This is a genomic window from Weissella paramesenteroides ATCC 33313, from assembly GCF_000160575.1.
Taxonomy (GTDB): domain Bacteria; phylum Bacillota; class Bacilli; order Lactobacillales; family Lactobacillaceae; genus Weissella; species Weissella paramesenteroides.
In genome coordinates, this window is sequence record NZ_GG697132.1 from 149,767 (window position 1) to 171,786 (window position 22,020).

The following is a 22,020-nucleotide window of genomic DNA, read 5'->3' on the forward strand; positions in this document are numbered from 1 at the left end:
TCTACGATAACCGAATTAACTTTTCGGCATTAATTGCGTAAATGAATCGTTTTGGCATTGGTAACCCCATTGCTACCAATGCTTGCGCATAGATGTTTAATTGTCCAGCATAGCGTTTTGTTAAAATGTTCGTTGCTGCTTGTTGAGATACATGGTCTGTTTTATAATCAAACAACCAAATTTCATCATCTACTTGGAAATAACCGTCAATAATTCCATGCACTAACACTTTATCATCGCCATCAAAGGCACGATATAACCGCTTAGCATCCAATAGCAATGAAAATGGTACTTCTCGTCGTAATGAATCCGCATGTTGAATCATTTGTTTGCCAAGTGGCGAGTCATTAAAGAATCTACCAATTTTAGCAACCGAAATTAATGGTGCAATTTTATCATCAATCAATTTTTCATTCACTAGCTGTTGAATGAGCGTTCTAATGACTACTTCAGTGGGGACACCCTTTGTGAGATCAAGGCGCTGCATAACTAAATGGGTCGCCGTTCCAATTGCAGCCGAAGATAATCGTGTTGCGGATTCTTGCATGAAATCGGGTTCAGGTAATTCTTCATCAGTCATACGTAAACCAGCTAAATCATCCGTCACCAAACGTCGGTCTAACAATTGACGACCTTCAGCCAAATCAGGATCTTCAAATAATCGTTTAATTTCTGATACAGATTGATAGGCCGTTGCTCGGGTGGCCGTTTCATACGGATACGCAAATTGGAGCACAGATTGCCAATCGGTGTTTTCCTCTGCCGATGTTTCTGTAACATCTTTTGTATCAACTATATCATCGCTAAGTGGCTGATAATTTGCTACACGATTGACTAAATCCTGCGTGTTAATAACCTCTAAATCAAATGCAAACGCATTTTTAGGTGTCTTTGTCCGTATCTCATCAAATTGCATAACGTCATTTACATCATAACCACGTAATGGCGCGAATTGTTCTGGTGCTTGGGGATGGCGGATTAAGGTCATCCCCAACAAGTCCATAAATGATTTACCGGCTAGACGAACTGTATCTGGCAGCATCCACTCTGTTACACCAGCACTTTGTTGCCAAGTTTGCCATAATTTATCGACGTTATCATAAGCACCAACAATAAACAATTGTTGCTCCGCACGGGTTAAAGCAACATACAAAACACGCAACTGTTCAGCATATGCATTTTGCCGTTTCACTTGCGCAATATACTCATGTTGCGGTGTAATTAATTTCAAATGATGTTGTAAGTCAACATAATTCATCCCACCACCAGCTTGCGCATCGAGAATTATACTTCCTTGTGTTTCCCTCTGACTGATCATTGTGCGGGTCGCATTTAATAGAAAAACAATCGGAAATTCCAATCCCTTAGAATGATGAATCGTCATTAAGGACACACTGTCTTGCGCCACATTGGCATCTGCTTCACCCAAATCTTTATCGTGACTTTGTAGCTGTGTCACGTAATTAATAAATTGATATAAACCAACAAAACTACTCTTTTGATACGCTGATGCACGATCATATAGCGCATGCAAATTTGCTTGTCGTTGTGCACCTGAAGGCAACCCACCAACATAGTCCAACCAACCCGTTCGATTATAGATAGCCCACAACAATGTGACAATTTGATTTTGCACGGCCAAATCACGAAATACTGCTAAATCTGCTAAGAAACGTTGTACTTGTGTTTGTGTGTTTTTCACTAATGCTGGCGAAATATCGCCAATCGTATCGATTTCGTCGTCGTTTGCTAAATTCTTGACTGCAGTATAAAAATCTTCTTCTGGTGTTTGTGCACGAATAAGCGCCAAGCCGTTTTCCCCAATATCATACAATGGCGAACGTAACACAGCTACCAATGGAATATCTTGATGTGGATTATCAATCACTTGTAAGAAACTCATAATCACTGAAATTTCAGTGGTTTGGAAATAATTCTCAGTCCCATCAATCATGATAGGAATATTCATTTCACGAAAGACATCTAAGACATCTAAATTTTGTCCTTTCGTTGGTACCAATATGGTTATGTCGCCGTAATTGACAGGTCGTTTCTTTTGCGCTTGGCGATCAAAAATTTCAAATTTTGATTGCATCAATTCTTGAATTTTCAACGCTGTCAATCGAATTTGCCCAGTTGCTTTGGTATAAGGTGCATCAGAGGCTAGCGTGTCCGCTTCTGCATCTACTTCTGCATCAGCGGGCGACTCATCTTGATTTGCATCATCTAAATAAAGCAACAATTCTGCCTTTTTAGGTAACTCCTCAGGATAATAATCTGCACCAGCAACTAATTCGGCTTCACCAGTATATTCAATATCTCCTAATGAACGACTCATAGCTTGCGCAAAAATATAGTTAATAAAATTCGTCACGTTGGGTTGTGAGCGGAAATTTTCTTGAAGTGTAATCACCTCACTAATTGTATCCGATGGATATGTGGCAAGTTTACCCGCAAATAATGTTGGATCAGCTTGCCGAAATTTATAAATGGATTGCTTAATATCACCAACCTGGAACAAATTGTCACCCGAAGTAATCTCATGCAAAATCGCTTCCTGTAATTGATTCGTATCCTGGTATTCGTCAACCATAATTTCAGTGTAACGTTCTTGCAATTCAGCCTTTACTTTTTCCTGACTAACGATCTGCAAGGCAAAGTGCTCTAAATCATTAAAATCTAATACTTTTCGTCGTAATTTTTCAGTTAAGAAGTCTGTGCTAAAGTCTTTCGTTAACTTCACCAAACGGTCAATCACCCTGCCAGCACCTTGAATCGCTAACACCAAACCTGCTTGGTCTAATACAAAATATTTTTCCAGTACTATTGTAAATCTTTTCTTTAGCGCTTCACGTTCATCTTTAACTCTATCCCAAGCAATTTTTAGTTCAGGGTCATGCTTCTTTGTGAAATTTTTGCGCTTTCCCTGCGTATCAACTCCCCAACTCATCAAATCAATGTGTTTGATAGTTTGTTGCACCGTATTCCAATCATTGGCTTCATTTTGTACCAATGTCAATGCCTGTTGATAGGCAGTTTCGTCAGCCTGTAAATTTAATAACCGATTAACTGCTGGCGCCTCATCCATCGTATCTGGGGCTTGTGCAACCAACACTGCAGACCTATCAACAATGCCCTGTAATTCTTTTAAAATTTGTGGTTTTAACTGTGCTTGATAAAATTGGCTGCTTGTAAAATCTTCCTGATCAACTTGATATAAATCTGATAAATGGTCCAGCCAGTTAACTGCATCTGGTCGAGCAGTCGCAAAATCATACAGAGAGAAAGTTGCTTCTTGTAATGCCCTATCATCTGTTGTACTCGTCGTAAATTGCGCTGCGAACGTTGCGAAAGCATGTTGTTCATTATCATTAGCATACTGTTCTTCTAATAAAGTGTTGTATACCTCTAACATAACCAAAGTACGTTCTGCATCATCCATCAACCGAAACTGTGGATCTAAGTCAATTGTATAGTGATATTGTTCAATTAACCGTAGCGCAAAAGCATGCAAGGTTGAAATATTAGCAATATTTAATAGCCGTAGCTGTTTTAAAAGATGTTGTCGCTGTTCACCAACGCTCGCAATAAGTTCTGAACGAATGGCACCTTCTAAACGTTCTTTCATCTCACTGGCGGCTGCTTCTGTAAATGTAACAATCAAAAATTCATTAACATTTTCACCAGCCAATAATCGTTGCATCACACGTTCAACCAAAACACGGGTTTTCCCAGAACCTGCAGAAGCTGATACCAACACATTACGTCCCTTTGTTTTAATGGCGGCTGATTGAGAATCAGTAAATTTCATTATTTTTGACCCTCCTCTGGTTCCTGATGATGTTTTTGAATAAATCGTGACATCGCCTCTAATGCTGCACTCACCGATAATTTTTCAAGATTGTTATAACGATTACCCATCATGGCATCAAACATCATAATTGGTTTATAAGGTGAATACATTAATCCTGTACTTGCTGCACCATCTCGGAATGGGTATAGCGGAAAAGTTCCCTCTAAAATTCGTTCAGCAATATCTTTGATTTTGTATTCATTGAATTGTAGCAAGGTCGCTAACGTATCATCCGAAACAACATCCGCTGTCTTCTTGAACGAGTTATCTTTTTTCCGATCAATAGCGTATGGTGCAACAATATCAGGTGTACTTTCTAAGCGGGAAATATAGTCGTCATTTGTACGCAAAACACCCCGATAACGGCCTTGTTCAATTGCTTGTTTATCAGCTGCTGATTGCAACTGTTGTAATGTATCACCTGTCAAATCATTCATGCTGATCCATGGATTCTGAAGCGTCCAGAATAGCGCACCACCCATTTCACCAGCTGGTAAAACATCTTTATTCATTAACATTGCTGTCCAATAGGTCATTAATTGCAACTCTAGACCGGCATACGCTTTACTATAATCAAACACACGTTTACTTGACTTGTAATCGACAATCGTTAAAAAGTTGCCCGCATTCGTTTCAACTAAATCGTAACGATCAACTTTTCCCCGGACTTTAACACGACCAAATGGCATGTCATATTCGACTGGTTTCAATTGACTTTGTGGTAGCCCAAACCCGGCTTCCACACCAATTGTATGAACCCCACCATCAAGCAGTTGACCACGTTTCATACTGATCATCGTTTCATGAACCTGGATAGCAAGTTGTTGTGTCAAGAAACGCATCCGTGATGAACTATTAAAAATATCATACGTTGGATCATCACTTGTCAGAAGTCCCTGTAAAATATCCTGTTCTAGGTGACGTAATTGGTCGTCCGTTAATGCTCCTAATACTTGTTGTTTTGTTACCAATGTTTGGAAAAGTTGCTCCAACATGGCATGCATCAAGGTACCTTTTTCAGCAGGCGTTAATTGTAATACTTGTCGTTCCTGTAGTCGCAATCCATATTGTAAGAAAAATTCATAAGGGTTACGTGAATAACTTTCTAAACGTGAAATTGATGCCTTCAGGTCATGTCCAAAAAGCGTATTTACTAGTACTGGTTGTAACTTTTCTGGTTCATTTTGATAATGTAAACTACCCAACAAATGTTGCAATTGATATGGCGCTATTTTTTGTACTTGTTGTATCAAATTACGCCAAGCAGCGCTCAACTGTCCGTCAACCGTCCCACGTTGTTTTGCTTGCCGATTAGCGATAATAATTTGTGCAATCGTACTTGTTGGTGTTCCAACATAATCATCAACATGATGACTCATTGGATCTGGTAAAGCATCAAATTGCACTAGCGGTAGTTGGAACTGCTTTTGGATACGAGTCACATAGGTTGATGGTTGCTGTGAGCCATCCCCATCACTTGTTGCATACGTCCATATTAATCTTTGGTCCGCTACCATCATTGCTCGATACATCAACAAAGACTCTTGAGCCATTTGTTGTTCTGAAGTTTCTTTCAAAAAAACATTATCTGGCAAAGCTGGTTGTAGTATTGCTCGGTCGCCATCATGCAAGATTGCTTTAATACGAGTTACAGCTGGTAAATTGTGATTCGTCGCTCCGAATACAATAACAGTTTCGTACCCCGTCCGTTGCACAATACCACTTTCAGAAATGTGTACTTGATCCATCGTTGCTGGAATGCCAGCATACTTGGCACTATCAAAAGCAGCCGTAAAAACATCTTGAAGCACTTCAAGTGTCATGACTTCTGAATCAAATACCTGGACAAAATCATCCAAAATGCTAATAAAAACACGCCAAACTTGTTCCGGTTGTTGTGCAGACCACAAATCACCCTGTTCAATAGCATTATCTCGCCAGTTAATTAGACGTTTTTGAATGCCGATTTGCGTTATAAAATTATATAATTCACGCGCCATTTCACGCGCAGTTGGTGCCTGTTGCAAATGATGTAAAAATGGTGCAACAGTCTGACTAATTTGATCATGAATCATGGCTAACTGCGCATCTTTACTAGCAACCCGTTCACGAGTCACCTCATCATCACTCGTTAGCGCTTGGCGGTCATATTGCCAAGGCGTTTTATCAGTCCATTGCCACCCCGCAATATTTTTTGCCAACACATAATTTTCAGTTTCTGCAAGAGCTTCACGGTAATCCGCCAATAAAACACCATCTGGTATTAACAATTCAGTTTTTAAGAGACCCATGACATCCGTCATTGTATATGCTGGGGCTAAATGTAGTAATTTATCCAAAAAAGCAACCAAAGGATGCGCTGACATCGGTCGGTCTAAATCCATAAATATTGGAATTTCATAACGTGCAAAAACTGCTGGCATGATATTTTCATACTGACCCAAATCACGTGTCATGAGTAAATAATCACGATATCGATGTTTACCGGCAGCGACTTCTTGACGAATCAAACGCGCCATCTGTTCTACTTCCTGATAACGAGTATGTGTTTGCCAAATTTCAATTGCATCATCCGCATCATATGAATCACGGATAATTCCTTGTTGCGCATATTTAATCCAGAAATCTTCAACAGCTAACATGCCTGAACTCATTTTACGCTGCGCCTCAATCGTATTTGCAATCACAGGTATCTTGTGCGTCACCGCGGCATCACGTAATTGTCGTCCAAGATTCTTAGGCCGATAAAATAAATCATTTTCAGAAATTGCTGATTCCGTTAAACTAGCTGACCCATCATCTGCTGGTAAGGCAATAGTGACCCCGCCTGCGTATGTAATCAACGCTTCAACCAACCCGCGCTCAGGTGATGTCATTTGTGAATAATCATTGATAAAGAAATAATGGTGTGAAATGTCTGTTTTTTCTGTCGCCAGATACACTTTTAACGCCAATAATAAATCGCTACTTAAATACTGACCACGCTGCGCTAATTCATCTTCCAATGACTGACCGATAGTTGCTAAATCATATAACTTCATCTGTAAGGTTTCTTGATTTGTTAATTTATCAGCAATATCTGTCACATCATCCCATGATAAACCCGATTGTTTTAACTCTAATAATTGCGTCGTAAATTGTCCAATAAACCCCTGTTTAGTTAATAAATTACCATACAACTTCAATTCTGCCTTATGTTGTTGCAATAATGTTTGCACCAACATTGTTAATCCGTTTTGTGATAGATTAGCTTGTTGATAAATTGGATCATTTTGCATGTAGTACCATGCTAAACGACTTAATGAAAAAACCGACACATTAGGTACAGCAATCGCCGCCCCATGTCGTCCTGATAATGTTGCTAATCTTGTCAAAACATTTATTTCTGTTTCAAATTTGATATGATTTGGGACAATATAAAATACCTGCGCTTGTTCATCTGTCGCTAAAACCTGCTGAACTCGCTGCAATAATGCCAATTCATGATCGGCACTTGATCGACCGAATAATAATTCTAACGCCATTTGTTGCCTCCAATATCACTAGTTCTTGCTACTATTTTACCAGTTATCACCAAATATTTTTGCGTTGACTTTTGGAACACGTTTAAGAGGGAGTGTGACAAAAGTTGTTTTGGAATCGGTGTGTAACTTAATATAAAAAAGTTGGCACAAAAAATGCACCAACCTTTTAACTAAAAATATATTAATATTATCGACAAAGACGCCAGATTGACTCAGCAAATATTGCCATAGCACAAGTTAAATTAGCCACTGGCGTAAATTCATTGGCTTGATGACTGGTAACTTTAACATCGGGGAATTGACCACCAAATGCGACGCCTCGCTTTAATAACCTAGCGTAAGATCCTCCATTTGAAGTTCGAGGTGGCAAATATTGTCCCGTTTGTTCAGCATAGACAGCAGAAAGTGTCGTTACTAACTCATCATCAGCAGCAACCAAATGAGGTGGCATACCAGCTTGAACGACCGTGACATCAGCCGTTAGGTCCCCCAAATGTCGTTGTACTTGTGTGACAATCGCTTGGATATTAACACCTTTGGGATATCGGAAGTTTAACAGTATCGTTCCCTGACCACGATGACTGTACCGCATTACCCCAACATTTAACGTTAAATCACCCATTTCTTTATCGTGGTACGCGAGTCCCAAATTTTTTGCATAAATATCCCGATGAACTGTTGTCCCTAAAAAATTCAAAAAAGCATGGGCATCCCCACCAAATGGGTATTGTTGTAAAAATTGGGCTAAATAAGTACCTGCATTTTTACCATCAGCTGGATATGCACCATGGGCCTGCACACCAAATAGTGTTAACCGCACCGTTTCACCAGCTTGCTGCACGTTGCCCTCTAAGAATGGGTATTGTTTTAAGAAATTTGCAAAATCTTCGGCAATCAACATCCCTTGTGGTACATTGATTCTGGCTTTCGCTTCTCCCGGTACAACATTTGCTCGACTACCAGACATAAAACGCTCGAGAATATATGGTCCTTCAGAAACACTGGGGAACCGTAGTTGCACCGTCTGAAACGCCTTCTCGCCATTAACGACCGGAAAAGCACCATCTGGTGAAAAGCCAAATGTTGGTTCACCTTCTTGCGCAAGATAACATGGGATATCACGCCACCCATTTTCTTCATCAGTTCCAATAATTAATCGCACTTTTCGTTGCAACACTCGCCCTTGATCAGCAAGCATCTTTAAGGCGTAATAGGCAGACATCAAATCCGCCTTCATATCTGCCGCCCCACGGCCAAAATATAAACCATCTAAAATTTCCGGATTAAACGGCTGACGTAACCAACCATCACCAGCTGGCACAACATCGATGTGTGTTAGTATCCCTAATGTTTCTGGTGCATCAGCCGGTCCAAATTCAATCCACGTCACCATATTATCGACCCGCCCATAGCGGAACCCATCTCGATTAGCAAATTCTTCCATTTTAGATAGTGCCCGAACCATATCAATACCGAAAGGCGTCTGTGGTGTTTGTGTTTTCGAATCCAAAACTGAAGGGATTCGGATAATTTGATTTAAATCATTAATTAAATCCGTCTCATACTGCTTTGCTTGTATTGTCCACGACATATCACTCGACCTCTAATCAAAATCTAATAGAGCCAGTGTACCGCGTTTTATGAGAAGTGACAATATAGCGTACTACTGTTGCTGTCGCTTATGTTGATAATAATAGAACACAGGTAATCCAATAAGAACTAAAATAATTGAAATGACTGCCCCTGAGAAATCGTTGATAACCGTTGAACCAATCACAAATAATGCACCAATAATGGCCACTAATGGCGTGATTGGGAATAGCGGTGTTTTGAATAGTGTTGCTGGGTCAACATTTTTATCAAGTGTCTGATGACGTAAAATAAAGACACCAAAGAACGCTGCTGTATAAAAAATCCAAATTGTAAAAATAGCAATATCTGATAAACGATCAACACCATTCGTGTAAACAATTGCTAGAGCAATCGTCATTAATGCAACCGTTAAAATTGCGTTTGTTGGTTCTTGTGTTTTACGAGTCAGTTTTGATAAATATTTTGGAAACAACCCATCAAGTGACATAGCATACGCCATTCGTGGGAAGGAAATCATCTTACCATTCAGTGTACCTAACATCGAGATGATAATGGCAATACTTAATGCACGACCACCAAAATCACCAAAGGCTGCTCGAACAACCGCAAATGTCGCATTATTCTGTAATGCCACGATTCGATCAGATGGTAAAGCATGATAAACACCAAATGAAACACCAACATAAGCAACCACAATCAAACTGACACCACCAACGATCGATCGTGGCAAATCACGACGTGGATTCTTTAATTCACCAGCAATATTTGCCAAAAGAATCCAACCATCATAAGCAAACAAAGTGGCAAGAATCGCCATACCAAAACCACCACCATGCGAAACAGTGTCCGAAACAGTCTGACCTAGCGCATTAACCTTGCCAAAGAATAAACCGTAAATAATTAAAATAGCAATCGGAATTAATTTAATTGATGTTGTAATGACTTGGAAACTGGCAGCGACACGATTCTCAAAGAGGTTAATCCCCGCAATAAAAGCAACATAAATAACGGCAATCCAAGTTGCCGAACTTGTTGGTAAGCCGATAAAGTTAGCGGTCAAGAACGCTGCATAACCCGCGATTGAAGCAATAACGGCGGGGGCGTAAATAACCACTTGCATCCAACCAGTTAAAAATCCAGCAACCGGTCCATATAGTGACTCAATATAGCTATATAAGCCACCTGTCTTCGGTAAACGGGCACCAATTTCAGCAATTGTTAGTCCGGCAGCCAATGTAATCACACCACCAGTCAACCAGGCTAACAACCCCAATGTTGATGAGCCAGCCGTTTGCAGGACACCAGCTTGTTTAAAGAAGATTCCTGATCCAATGACTGTTCCAATCACCAACGACAACCCAGACCAAATTCCCATCGAGCGTTTTAATTCAACTTTCTGCGGCATAAATATTCTCCTAATTCAAAATTTCAACAAAAAAAGCAGTCATCCAATTTAGTAATTGGTTGACTGCTTCGTATGTTCTCACAGTTTAAGCGTTGTAAAAACGCCCAATCACTAATTGTGTTGAGTTCAAACGATTATTATTATTATTGTTAATAAAATCAAACATTTGATAGGCTCTCCTCAATTAATGTACGCTTTTTACTTTCGCTAGATAAATACTAGCATACTTTAAACTGCAAAACAATATGGTTTCTTATTGTTTATTAATTTATGCTTCGTCATACCATGAATAATGGTACATTTCACCTGCTGGCTTATCAACTCGCTCATAAGTATGTGCCCCAAAGTAGTCACGCTGTGCCTGAATAAGGTTAGCTGGCAAAACTGGCGAACGATATGAATCATAGTACGCTACTGCAGCTGATAATGACGGTACTGGTACCCCAGCTGCTGTCGCCAAAGCAATCACACGACGAGCAGATGCTTGATATGATTCGGCAATTTTCTTAAAGTAAGGTGCTAATAACAAGTTGTGTAAGTCTGGCTTTTCATCATAAGCATCAGTGATACGTTGCAAGAACTGTGCACGAATGATTGCTCCTGCACGCCATAATTGTGCTAACTCGCCAAATGGCAGTGACCAATCGTAATGATCTGATGCCATGCGTAATTGGTCAAATCCCTGTGCATATGACATGACCTTACCAAAATAAAGTGCCTGACGAATATCCTCAACGGTAGCTGCAACATCACCATCAAAGTCATAGTCTGGACCAACTAGGACATCAGCTGCTGCTAAACGATCTGTCTTTAATGCTGAAATATAACGGGCGTAGACAGATTCTGTAATCAAGGATTGTGGTGCACCAACTTCCAAAGCTGATTGTGATGACCACTTACCAGTTCCTTTATTTCCTGCACGATCTAAAATCATATCAACCATTGGCTTACCTGAACCGAGATCATCATCACGCGTCAGAATATCCGCAGTAATTTCAATAAGATATGAGTCTAACTCACCCTCATTCCAGTCTGCAAATGTCTTAGCCAACCCATCTTTGTCTAACTTTAATACACGCTTTAAGAGGTCATATGATTCTGCAATTAATTGCATGTCACCATACTCAATACCATTGTGGACCATTTTGACATAGTGACCGGCACCATTTGGTCCGATGTAGGTTACGGTTGGCTTGCCATCTTCTGGTGCCTTGGCGGCAATTTCTTTCAAAATTGGTTCGACCAAATCATAAGCCTCACGTTGACCACCAGGCATCATTGATGGTCCCTGCAAAGCGCCTAGCTCACCACCGGAAACACCCATACCAATAAAATTGATGCCTGACTTTTCCAATTTATTAGAACGACGAATGGTATCCTCAAAGAAAGTATTACCGCCATCGATTAAAATATCACCCTTATCTAGATAAGGTAACAATTCTTCAATGACTGCATCGGTTCCGGCACCAGCCTTTACCATCAATAAAATCCGTCGTGGCTTTTGGATAGAGGCCACAAATTCCTCGATTGAATAACTTGGCACAAATCCTGAATCGGGATGCTTCTCAACCAAATCATCTGTACGTCCGGACGTTCGATTGTACAAAGCCACCTTATAACCTCGTGAAGCCACATTTAAAGCTAAATTACGGCCCATAACGGCTAAGCCAACGACACCAAACTCTGCAGTTGTCATATTAATATTCCCCCTATAAATTGACAAAAAAACATTCTGTAGCTATCAGTGTAACCCGAAAATCTTAAAAAAGCATTACCTTAATTCACTGACTTTTTCTCATGCTGATAGCTTGTTAACACTTGCATTTTTACTTGATCAGGAACTAATGTTGTTAAAAAGCGTGCCATTGGTGTTATGTCATGCCGATTTTTAAAAGCCAATGGTTCAATTGCAACCAACATCACAATTAAATTATTTTCGGTAAGAAACAATTGTCCCGGAGCTCCCAACTTGCCCTTGGTATGTTTACCAACCCGCCAACTATGAAATGCATTGGCATCAAGTTGACTTTCTTTGGGTTCATATTGACCACTATTATTTTGAACCATGACGACCCCAATTAATTCTGCTGTTGGGTACTTACTTGCCATATCACACGCCACCTCATTTACTAATCAATTATTTTCATTATAACAACCCCTGGGAAATTCTACATAAAAAAAGACTAACGTATATCTACGCTAGTCTTCTTAAACACGTTCCAAAAGTCAGAAACCGTAATGTAACGGCTTCAAAACAACTTTTGTCTCGCTTTCATTTCGTAACTAAATAATGCCAAATTACTTTGATTCTAATTCAGCTTTACCTTTTGCCCATTGTTGAATGTTAACAACTTCAGCACTACGAACTTTCTTTGAGTAGTCGTGTGAAACTGGACGACGACGGGCCCATGAATTATATGGTGATCTAACTGCCATAATTATTTCCTCCATTTTTGTTATCGATAACTTTTCAAGTATACCGATATTTATACTATTCGTCAACCATCTTTATTTGTAGGCTAAGAAATTTGATTTTAAAGAACATCACTCTTATAATTAGTAAGTAATAATCGAAAAGAGGACTTACCATGGCTAAATTAACAGAAGAAATGAAACAAATGCTTAGTGAACAGTTACCTTTCTTAGCTACCGCCGATGAAAACGGGATGCCAAAAGTTGGTCCAAAGGGATCTCTCCACGTTTTGGATGATTCTCATTTAGCCTATTTTGAACATACATTTCGTCATGCATTCCATAACTTAACGGTTAATGGTCATGCAGCCGTTGCTGTTGCTGATCGTCCGGCACAAAAGGGCTTCCGCTTTGAAGGTCAAGTTCATATTCATCAAGATGATGACTTGGCAAAGGAGAATATTCCCGCTAGTCTTTACGAACGTTTCCCTCGTGCTGCATATGTTATCATCGATATTGAAAGTATCTTTAAATTAGATAACACATTAGAGGCTGGCACACAGATTTCTTAAAATTTAATATTGACGAATAAAGGATTGGCACAAAAGAAAATGTGCCAATCCTTTTTTAGTCTAAAAATATATTAATTATTTCGTTATACTTATTATAATTAACTATACATATATTCTAGTGAGAAAGTAGATTCTATGATAAAAGAGCAAAAATTATTTTCTAAATTCAAAATGTACCAAGTTAGTGAAATGACACCTGAAGATCGCGTCGTGCTAGTTGATAATCATGGCATCCCTAACGAATTGATTGACTATGCTATTGACCCTTATGAAAGTGCCCGAATGGAATATGATGATATCAATCGATATAATTTAATGATATTTGACATTGTGACACCTACGTCAAACCGAGCAACCACTGAACCAATTAGTTTTTTATATACAATTGATCAATCCGTCCTTTATCTATTCACACGTAAAGAGACCAACTATGCCATTAATCATTTAATGAAATTAGCTGAAACACAGCTCGCACAACCAATTGATCTCATTTTAGGTCTCACGGAGTCATTGTCTAGTGAATTCATGAAGTCAATTTTGACCATCAATCGTAAACGTTTGTCTATTCAAAGTACAATTAAATCAACTAAACCAACCCAACCAGCAATCAATCAACTCATGTCACTTCAGACTGATTTAATTTATTTAATTAATTCATTACAAACAGATCATGCTCTATTAAACACACTACAAATGCATGATCGTCAACATTTAAACACAAAACAGCTTGAGCGTATTGATGATGTTGCGGTTGAATTGCAGCAAGCTTTAGATACCGGCAAATTGTCTCAAGAGGTAACAAGTAGTGTCGCGAACGCATTTGACAACGTTGCAAATGCAAACTTAAATTGGACCATGAAATTATTAACGGTTTCCTCAATCGTTCTAACGATGCCCACCATTGTTTCCGGCTTCTTTGGTCAAAACGTTGCTTTACCTTTCACGCATGCTGCTGGTGGTTGGCTTTATACCGTTATTATTACAATCATTTTGATGGTAATCATTACAATGATTCTTTGGCATTTTGGCTTTTTTAAAAAATAAATACACAATCCCTTCAGTATTTTAGAGTATGTTTAAAGAGGTTGAGACATTTTCTTTTGTCTCAACCTCTTTGTGCTAAACATGTATTAATTAGCCGCGTGCTAAAATCTTTTTCAAGAAATGATAGATAGCATACTTAGGACCATTAATTGGGCGAACGAATGAACCAACCTTTTCTTCAGCATGACCCGAAAATCCTTGCTTGAAACCTAAGACACCATCAGAACCATCGAACACACCTGAAATACCATAGAAGTTATAGTGCGGAATTTGGCGTTTTAGTGCTTGTTCAAAGGCATACTCTTGGACTGCGTATGGTCCATAAAAATTCTTGTACTCATCATAAGTACCTGAGTACAAATAAATCATTTCATTAGCAGTTGCTAAGAACAAGGCACCCGCAATAGTTACCACATCTTTACCAGCCTGTTCATGTGCCATTTTTGCTTGCGTGATACGCTTTTCATGTTGCTTATGCTGATCTGCATATTCCGCACGTTGACGCTTTAGCTTTTTATAGTTAGGCTTTTCAGCGATTCGTGCATCAAGATTAGCCACAACTTCAGCTAAGTGATCACGTGCCTGTTGTTGTCCCTTAATATACGCAGGAAAATTCATTTCTGCAAATACAAAATAGGCATCATCACCATATTCATCAAAAACAGTTTGATAAAAATCTAAATCTTTATCATGATAATTTAGCCGATTAGCTGTATCTTGTGTCAATGCTTTAAAGTCAGGTAAATCAGCTTTTTCTAGGCGACGAACTTTGATGCCAAATTGATCAGTTTTCTTTAAGTAGTACTTGCCATCTTTACCAAAAGATGCCCGTAAAGCTTTTGTCGTATCTTGAGCATCTAGTATTGGTTGTAATGGCTTAACATATTGCCATGATGGTGAAGAATTTGTTGTCCACCCTTTGGTAGCAGGCGTATGCTCAAAGCCAATTCTTGTTAAGGCATCAATCACTGTGCTTTCTGTATTGCCAATTTGCTGACCTTCATCGTCAAAACGTCGATAAATCGCATTGGGCATTATCCGCAAAAATAAACCACGGTGCTCTTTCGCAAATGCCATCACGCCATCCACAAACGCCGCCACTAAATCTTGATCACTAAAATCAATAAGCATGCCACCATCAATTTGGAACATGTTTCCCATTCGAACAGGTATCCATGCCAACACAGCAGCTGCAACCACTTGATTTTCTTCAACTAAACCGACCAAACTTGTTTGCCAGCCACGACGAGCCAATAAACGCGATTGTGCTGCTGTTTGTAGATAACTACCAGCAGGGTGTGTTTGTGCAAATGACTCAAATTGTTCTGTTGTTAATTCTTTAAATGAACGTGTCATAGTTAACCCATTTCCTTATCTTCTTATCTATTACTTTGAATTATACGCTATCCAACTTAAATTTTGAAAAAGTACTGAATAATATAGTTTTCCACATTTAAAAATATCAAAATGACTTATAAAACAATCTCCATCATGCGATTTTTCCGTCTTTTGTAAAAAAATGCTGTTTATTTTATGTTAAATTAGACCGTACCAGTGGAAAAAGTCACAGTATTTCCACCTTTTTCCACCATTTATCCACAGAAAATCAGGGTTTTGCACAGACTTATCCACATTCTTAATTTAAAAAAAGTTGAGCTCAATCATTGAGTTCAACTTTATCCTAATCATCATATTACTTTAAATGTAATTTATGCGCTAGCCAAGTCGCACGTGGACCTAATACGGCTTCTCCAACATGTGTTTTAAGTACTGCAACGCCATAAATCGCCGCACCAACACCACCAGAGATCGCTAAATTCAGTAACTGCCATAACTTAGTGTCTGGCGTAAACAATCCGATTGTATATGAAATTGGTGCAACCACAGCATACATTAACAAACTCCAGAATAAAATAATTACAAAGGTGTCATTAAATGATGCCCAGTCAATATGATACAAACTTGCTAAGTGACGAATAGCAATGATCATACCCAATAAGAAAGCAATCGTCGTTGATACCAATGGTCCCATACCCTGTAACCAAATTGTTAATGGTACTTGCAAAACAATCTTAACTGCAAATATAAAGATCAGCAATCTCACTGTATAACGCAAACGACCTAATCCTTGATAAATGGCTAATACGACCATATACAAACTTAGGAAAATTGCTGAATAACTAGCAAATTGCAAAATCAAGGTACCATTCGTCAAATCTGATGTACGATAGAACAACACATACAGTGGGCGTGCAATTGCAACCATTCCCAAAACTGCAGGTACCATAACAAACGCTAACAACTTTAATGCGAATTGGATTTGCTGACCAATATTTTCTCGGTCACCAATTTCTCTTGCCCGAGCCAACATTGGCAAAGCTGTTTCTGCCATACCAACCGCTAATGAAACAACCAACATCACTAACTTATTAGAATTAAAGGCGAATTGTGCATACATTGCTTGCATTGCGCCATTCGAAATATCCGTAAAGGCACGTATAATTCTAAAGAATGTGTACTGATCAAACACTTGTACTAGTGAAATGGCAGATCCTGCAAAAATAACTGGTACAGACTGACGAGCCATTTTCATCAAGACAGCTCGTGCGTCAAAATGACGTGTTCTAACAGCATGTTTACGTTGTTCTGCAAAGAAACGACGCCGCATGACAATGCCTAACAATAGTACTAGGATACCGGCTAATGCACCCCAAAAGGCTGCAAATGTTGACTGAACAGTTGCATCTACCCAACTTCCATGGTGTCCAATCATAATCCAATAGGTCATTGCTAACATATAGATGACACGTACTAATTGTTCAACAAACTGCGACCAAGCTGATAGACCCATAAATTCAAATCCCTGTACGTAACCTCGTAACATAGATAGAATTGGAATAATTACCACGGCCGCAGACAACGCATGAATCACGCGTACGACATTTGGATCTCCTTGAGACAAGAGACCTGCTAATAAATAGAGAATAGCACCGACAGCAATTCCTAGAATCGCTCCCAAATTAATGGCTTGTCGAAAGACATGTCGGACAGCATCATATTGCTTGGAGGCACTGTACTCTGCCACTAGACGCGCTAAAACATTTGGTAGTCCAGCTGTTGATATCAACAAAGCAACACTGTATATTTGATAGCCTTGTGAGAACAACGAATTGGCAAGATTATAATACACATTACCAATCATCGCAATCCACGGAATAATGTACAATGCACCCAACAACCTCGATGCAAGATTACCAATAGTCATCCAAGCTGAACCGCGAAGCATACGAGACTTAGCAGCCATCTCCGTTTCTTCAGTTTCAACATCTGCTGTTGGCTCTTCGCTCTCAACCGGTTCTTGCGCAGGAATAGCAGTTGGTGTTTGTACTGTATTAGTCGCATCCACAACTGTAGGTGCTACCATATTCGTTTTTTCTATGACCGTGTCTGGTACTTCATGTACCTTAAATGTCGAAACACCATTTGGCCGAACCTTCACCTCTGTCATTTTCTGATCAGAGAGAATGTTATCTTCCGTGATACTATCCTCAGAGGATGTTTTATCATGGCGTTCTTCAAAAATTTCATCAATTTTTTTACCATTCAGTAATTGATTTAATTCTTCGAAACTAATATCACGCCGAAATGGCGACGTTGACGAGCCATTTTGTGATTGGTGTGATTTATCGTCAGCCATGTTACTTCCCCTTCCTAATAATTCGATGACGCTACACAGACTCGAACTGTGATCTAAGACTTAGGAGGTCCTTGTTCTATCCTGTTGAACTATAGCGCCAATGACAACCTAATACATTATTATACACAAGAAAACCCATTGTTTGTAGATGTTTTTCACACACCATCTACAAATAATGGGTTAACTGTTAATTTATTAGCGCTGCCCACTGTTTTAAGATTGGCGCTATCGCAAAACTTTGTGCTCTTTCTAACGATTTTGTCGCTAAGGTTTCGCGCATTTCGATACTTTGAATGACTGGTTCTAAACGATACCACAATGAATCAACATCTTGTTTTGCTAATTCACCGTAGATACCACCATCTAAAATTTCCACAGCTCCCGTATTGTCCGTTGAAACAATTGGTAGTCCGAAAGACATTGCTTCTACCAAAACTAATGGCAAACCTTCCCATCGTGATGTGGCTAAGAAAATAGATGCCTCACGATAATGATCCGACAATGCTTCATCACGTAAACCACCACGATAAATAATTTTATCTGCAACATCGTTAACTTTAATCAACCGTTTAAACGCTGCCATATCCTTAGGCAATCCTTCGCCAGCGATGGCGATATGCCAATCATCAGGTAACCGTTTCGCTAAATGTAGCAAAATATCGATTCCCTTGTGTTGAATCGCAATGCGTCCAGTAAAAGCAATCACTTTTTTGGTTAGATCTGCGCGTCCTTGAATTGGCATCGTTACCGGATTCCAAATTTTTTGTGCTTTATCGGTCACCGTTTGAAAACCTTGTAAATCAGACTCAGTCAAAGCAACAACGGCATCTGCAGCCTTAATACCCGCAACAAATTCTGGCCGCATCTCTCGGTAATACTGATTAAAATAAGTTTGAATGTTATTATGCATCCACGCAATCATTTTGACTCTTGGCGCACGTTCCTTTAAATAAGGAATAAAACTTGCTAAAATACCTGCATTTAAAATTAGCACATCAATATCATGTTGTAAGATAACATCCGCCAAGTCTGACATTTGTTGCGCATATTTTTCCAAAGGCTTAGCACCATTTTCTGGCATAACTGGATGCACAGCGGGAATTAACTCCCCTTTGAGATCATAGTAACTTGGTACATCAGCCAATTGATAAAATGCAACATCAGCAAAATCTGAAATTGCATTACCAACAACTGTTGCTGCACGTTTCAAGCCACCCATACTCAAATTTTCGACAGTCATTAACACTTTTTTTGTCATGATAATCCCCCTTCAGTTTCTTAGAACATAAATAAGACCGCCAATCTACCAAATTAAAATGATTAGATCAGCGGTCTTATTCTCGTATACAATAGTCACTTATGTTTCAACTGACTACCCTATGCTCAGACTAAAACCTACCTATAGTATCGCTTATTCTAATTTAACGGATTAATTTTCTTTGCTTGCTTTTATACCACAAAGTTAACTAACTTACCAGGTACAACAATCACCTTTTTAGGCTCTGCACCGTCTAGTTGCTTTTGCACATTTTCATTTTGCTTTGCTGCGGCAGTGATTGCATCACGGTCAGCATCAGCAGCAACTGTCACATGACCACGTAACTTACCGTTCACTTGAAGAATAAGCTCAATTTCATCAGCAACTAATGTAGATTCATCATAAGTTGGCCACTCTGCATAGGCAACTGATTCATCCGCATGCAAGAAGCTCCACAATTCTTCTGTCATATGAGGTGCAATTGGGTTAAGTAATTTAATAAATCCTTCAACATATTGCACTGACAAACTATCTTGCTTATAGGCTTCATTCACGAAAATCATCATTTGAGATATTGCTGTATTAAAGCGCAAGTTCTCATAATCTTCAGTGACCTTCTTAACAGTTTCATTATAGATTTTATCTAGCTTATGATCATTAATGGTTGTAATGTGATCACGAAGTTTGTCATCATCGTCAATAAACAAACGCCAAACACGTTCTAACCAACGACGTGATCCAGCTAAGCCTTCTTCAGACCACGCAATTGATTGATCCAAAGGCCCCATAAACATTTCATACAAACGCAATGTATCGGCACCGTACTCTTCAACCACATCATCTGGATTAACAACGTTACCCTTAGACTTTGACATCTTTTCGTGGTTTTCACCAAGAATCATTCCTTGATTAGCCAATCTTTGGAAAGGTTCTTTCGTGTGTACAACACCAAGGTCATACAATACTTTGTGCCAGAAACGTGCATACAACAAATGTAGCACCGCATGTTCTGCACCACCAATGTACAAATCAACATTTTGCCAATATGCTTCAGCTTCTGGCGAAACAATTTCTTGATCATTATGTGGATCCATGTAACGTAGGTAATACCATGATGAACCAGCCCACTGTGGCATCGTGTTAGTCTCACGCTTACCTTTACGACCATTTTCATCAACAACGTTGACCCAATCATCCACATTGACCAAAGGTGACTCACCCGTACCAGAAGGCATGATGTTATCAACTTCTGGTAAACGTAATGGTAATTCTGATTCAGGAACTAGCGTTTGCTCACCATCTTCCCAATGAATTACTGGAATAGGTTCACCCCAATAACGTTGACGTGAGAAAATCCAATCCCGCAAACGATAGTTCACCTTCTTATGACCAGCATGGTGTTCTTCAAGCCAATCGATCATCTTCGTAATAGCTTCTTCTTTACCCAAGCCATCTAGGAAACCAGAATTGATATGCTTACCATCGCCAGTATAAGCTTCTTTAGTAACATCTCCACCTTCAATAACTGGACGAATTGGTAGATCATACTTTTTAGCAAAATCATAGTCACGAGTATCATGTGCAGCAACCGCCATAATGGCACCTGTTCCATATGAAGCCAAGACATAATCACCAATCCAGATAGGCAATGCCTCACCATTAACAGGGTTGATTGCATAAGCACCAGTGAATACACCAGCCTTGTCTTTATTCAAATCTGTACGTTCCAAATCTGACTTAGAAGCAATTTCCTTCTTAAAGGCATCAACTGCAGCTTTTTGATCTGCACTGACAATCTTATCAACTAATTTGTGCTCAGGAGCCAACACAAGATACGTTGCACCAAACAAAGTGTCCGCACGTGTTGTGAAAACTTCTATCTCATCGTCAAAATCTTGGACCTTAAACTTGGCTGATGCACCAATTGAACGTCCAATCCAATGACGTTGTTGTTCCTTAATCGCCTCAGGCCAGTCCAAATCATCCAAATCATCAATTAAACGATCTGCGTAGGCTGTAATCTTCAATGCCCATTGGCGCATTGGCACACGATATACTGGATAACCACCACGTTCAGTCTTACCATCAATGATTTCCTCATTAGCAACAACGGTACCACCATTGTAGTCTGGTGCCCAGTTAACCATGATTTCATCTTCGTAAGCTAAACCTTTTTTGTACAATTGTTCAAAAATCCACTGCGTCCATTTATAATATTTTGGATCAGTTGTATTAACTTCACGTGACCAATCATATGACAAGCCAAGTGACTTCATTTGATGGCGGAATGTCTTAACATTCTTGGCCGTCACTGTCTTTGGATCTTCACCAGTTTTAATGGCATATTCCTCAGTTGGCAAACCAAAAGCATCAAATCCCATCGGATGTAAGACATTATAGCCCTGCATACGCTTCATACGTGACACAATGTCTGTTGCAGTGTAACCTTCTGGATGGCCAACGTGTAGCCCTTGACCGGAAGGAAACGGAAACATGTCCATTGCAAAAAACTTTTCTTTATCAGAAACATTTGATGTTTTAAATGTCTGATGTTCATCCCAAAAATGTTGCCATTTTTTCTCTACTAATTTGTGTTGATATGCCATGATTGATAACCTCACTTTAATAGTCTTACTTTATCAAAAAAAGACCGAGCTTTCAA

The 22,020-nt window shown here is 39.3% G+C and carries 13 protein-coding genes and 1 tRNA gene; 2 read left to right on the forward strand and 12 right to left on the reverse strand.

Translation table 11 applies throughout. The features are described 5' to 3' along the window. Position 1: 1 nt before the first annotated feature. The 7 genes from addA to HMPREF0877_RS10270 form a co-directional block, all read right to left on the reverse strand. Positions 2-3,811 carry a helicase-exonuclease AddAB subunit AddA gene (addA, locus tag HMPREF0877_RS07630; protein WP_002828748.1) on the reverse strand — a complete coding sequence of 1,270 codons (3,810 nt, stop codon included), beginning with the start codon at positions 3,809-3,811 and terminating at the stop codon, positions 2-4. After that, entirely contained in the window at positions 3,811-7,377 is a 3,567-nt protein-coding gene (locus HMPREF0877_RS07635; RefSeq protein ID WP_002828749.1) for a PD-(D/E)XK nuclease family protein, read from the reverse strand. Before HMPREF0877_RS07635 ends, addA begins: the two co-directional genes overlap by 1 nt. A gap of 187 nt (positions 7,378-7,564) precedes the next feature. Continuing rightward, entirely contained in the window at positions 7,565-8,968 is a 1,404-nt protein-coding gene (pepV, locus tag HMPREF0877_RS07640) for a dipeptidase PepV (RefSeq protein WP_002828750.1), read from the reverse strand. Positions 8,969-9,040: 72 nt separating this feature from the next. Further along, on the reverse strand, positions 9,041-10,375 hold the full coding sequence (locus tag HMPREF0877_RS07645; RefSeq protein WP_002828751.1) for an APC family permease: 1,335 nt from the start codon (positions 10,373-10,375) through the stop codon (positions 9,041-9,043). A 268-nt stretch (positions 10,376-10,643) separates the two neighbouring features. Further along, a complete protein-coding gene (gndA, locus tag HMPREF0877_RS07650; protein WP_002828752.1) occupies positions 10,644-12,071 on the reverse strand; it encodes an NADP-dependent phosphogluconate dehydrogenase in 1,428 nt (475 codons plus the stop codon). An 80-nt stretch (positions 12,072-12,151) separates the two neighbouring features. Then, positions 12,152-12,484, reverse strand: coding sequence for a DUF7671 family protein (locus tag HMPREF0877_RS07655; RefSeq protein ID WP_002828753.1), 333 nt, complete (start codon positions 12,482-12,484; stop codon positions 12,152-12,154). 189 nt (positions 12,485-12,673) lie between these two features. Continuing rightward, a complete protein-coding gene (locus tag HMPREF0877_RS10270) occupies positions 12,674-12,811 on the reverse strand; it encodes a hypothetical protein (RefSeq protein ID WP_164223838.1) in 138 nt (45 codons plus the stop codon). A gap of 152 nt (positions 12,812-12,963) precedes the next feature. On the opposite strand from HMPREF0877_RS10270, the gene HMPREF0877_RS07660 reads away from it, so the two are divergent. Next, a complete protein-coding gene (locus HMPREF0877_RS07660) occupies positions 12,964-13,359 on the forward strand; it encodes a pyridoxamine 5'-phosphate oxidase family protein (RefSeq protein ID WP_002828755.1) in 396 nt (131 codons plus the stop codon). Positions 13,360-13,494: 135 nt separating this feature from the next. Continuing rightward, positions 13,495-14,403 carry a magnesium transporter CorA family protein gene (locus HMPREF0877_RS07665; RefSeq protein WP_002828756.1) on the forward strand — a complete coding sequence of 303 codons (909 nt, stop codon included), beginning with the start codon at positions 13,495-13,497 and terminating at the stop codon, positions 14,401-14,403. 90 nt (positions 14,404-14,493) lie between these two features. Here HMPREF0877_RS07665 and HMPREF0877_RS07670 read toward each other — a convergent pair whose 3' ends face one another. The 5 genes from HMPREF0877_RS07670 to leuS all read right to left on the reverse strand — a co-directional run bounded on the left by HMPREF0877_RS07670 (position 14,494) and on the right by leuS (position 21,964). Beyond that, positions 14,494-15,759: an aminoacyltransferase gene (locus tag HMPREF0877_RS07670; RefSeq protein WP_002828758.1), complete on the reverse strand. Its 1,266-nt coding sequence runs from the start codon at positions 15,757-15,759 to the stop codon at positions 14,494-14,496. Positions 15,760-16,096: 337 nt separating this feature from the next. Continuing rightward, positions 16,097-18,100 carry a putative polysaccharide biosynthesis protein gene (locus HMPREF0877_RS07675; protein ID WP_002828759.1) on the reverse strand — a complete coding sequence of 668 codons (2,004 nt, stop codon included), beginning with the start codon at positions 18,098-18,100 and terminating at the stop codon, positions 16,097-16,099. 26 nt (positions 18,101-18,126) lie between these two features. Next, positions 18,127-18,199 (reverse strand) — tRNA-Arg (locus HMPREF0877_RS07680). Between the two features lie 88 nt (positions 18,200-18,287). Continuing rightward, positions 18,288-19,358 carry a glycosyltransferase gene (locus HMPREF0877_RS07685; RefSeq protein ID WP_002828761.1) on the reverse strand — a complete coding sequence of 357 codons (1,071 nt, stop codon included), beginning with the start codon at positions 19,356-19,358 and terminating at the stop codon, positions 18,288-18,290. A gap of 191 nt (positions 19,359-19,549) precedes the next feature. Then, complete coding sequence (gene leuS, locus HMPREF0877_RS07690; RefSeq protein WP_002828762.1) at positions 19,550-21,964, reverse strand: leucine--tRNA ligase; 2,415 nt, start codon at positions 21,962-21,964, stop codon at positions 19,550-19,552. Positions 21,965-22,020 lie beyond the last annotated feature (56 nt).

Excerpts from the sequence above, each read along its gene's own strand:
- addA (WP_002828748.1), bottom strand. The coding sequence starts at position 3,811 with ATGAAATTTACTGATTCTCAATCAGCCGCCATTAAAACAAAGGGACGT.
- HMPREF0877_RS07635 (WP_002828749.1), bottom strand. The coding sequence starts at position 7,377 with ATGGCGTTAGAATTATTATTCGGTCGATCAAGTGCCGATCATGAATTG.
- pepV (WP_002828750.1), bottom strand. The coding sequence starts at position 8,968 with ATGTCGTGGACAATACAAGCAAAGCAGTATGAGACGGATTTAATTAAT.
- HMPREF0877_RS07645 (WP_002828751.1), bottom strand. The coding sequence starts at position 10,375 with ATGCCGCAGAAAGTTGAATTAAAACGCTCGATGGGAATTTGGTCTGGG.
- gndA (WP_002828752.1), bottom strand. The coding sequence starts at position 12,071 with ATGACAACTGCAGAGTTTGGTGTCGTTGGCTTAGCCGTTATGGGCCGT.
- HMPREF0877_RS07655 (WP_002828753.1), bottom strand. The coding sequence starts at position 12,484 with ATGGCAAGTAAGTACCCAACAGCAGAATTAATTGGGGTCGTCATGGTT.
- HMPREF0877_RS10270 (WP_164223838.1), bottom strand. The coding sequence starts at position 12,811 with ATGGCAGTTAGATCACCATATAATTCATGGGCCCGTCGTCGTCCAGTT.
- HMPREF0877_RS07660 (WP_002828755.1), top strand. The coding sequence starts at position 12,964 with ATGGCTAAATTAACAGAAGAAATGAAACAAATGCTTAGTGAACAGTTA.
- HMPREF0877_RS07665 (WP_002828756.1), top strand. The coding sequence starts at position 13,495 with ATGATAAAAGAGCAAAAATTATTTTCTAAATTCAAAATGTACCAAGTT.
- HMPREF0877_RS07670 (WP_002828758.1), bottom strand. The coding sequence starts at position 15,759 with ATGACACGTTCATTTAAAGAATTAACAACAGAACAATTTGAGTCATTT.
- HMPREF0877_RS07675 (WP_002828759.1), bottom strand. The coding sequence starts at position 18,100 with ATGGCTGACGATAAATCACACCAATCACAAAATGGCTCGTCAACGTCG.
- HMPREF0877_RS07685 (WP_002828761.1), bottom strand. The coding sequence starts at position 19,358 with ATGACAAAAAAAGTGTTAATGACTGTCGAAAATTTGAGTATGGGTGGC.
- leuS (WP_002828762.1), bottom strand. The coding sequence starts at position 21,964 with ATGGCATATCAACACAAATTAGTAGAGAAAAAATGGCAACATTTTTGG.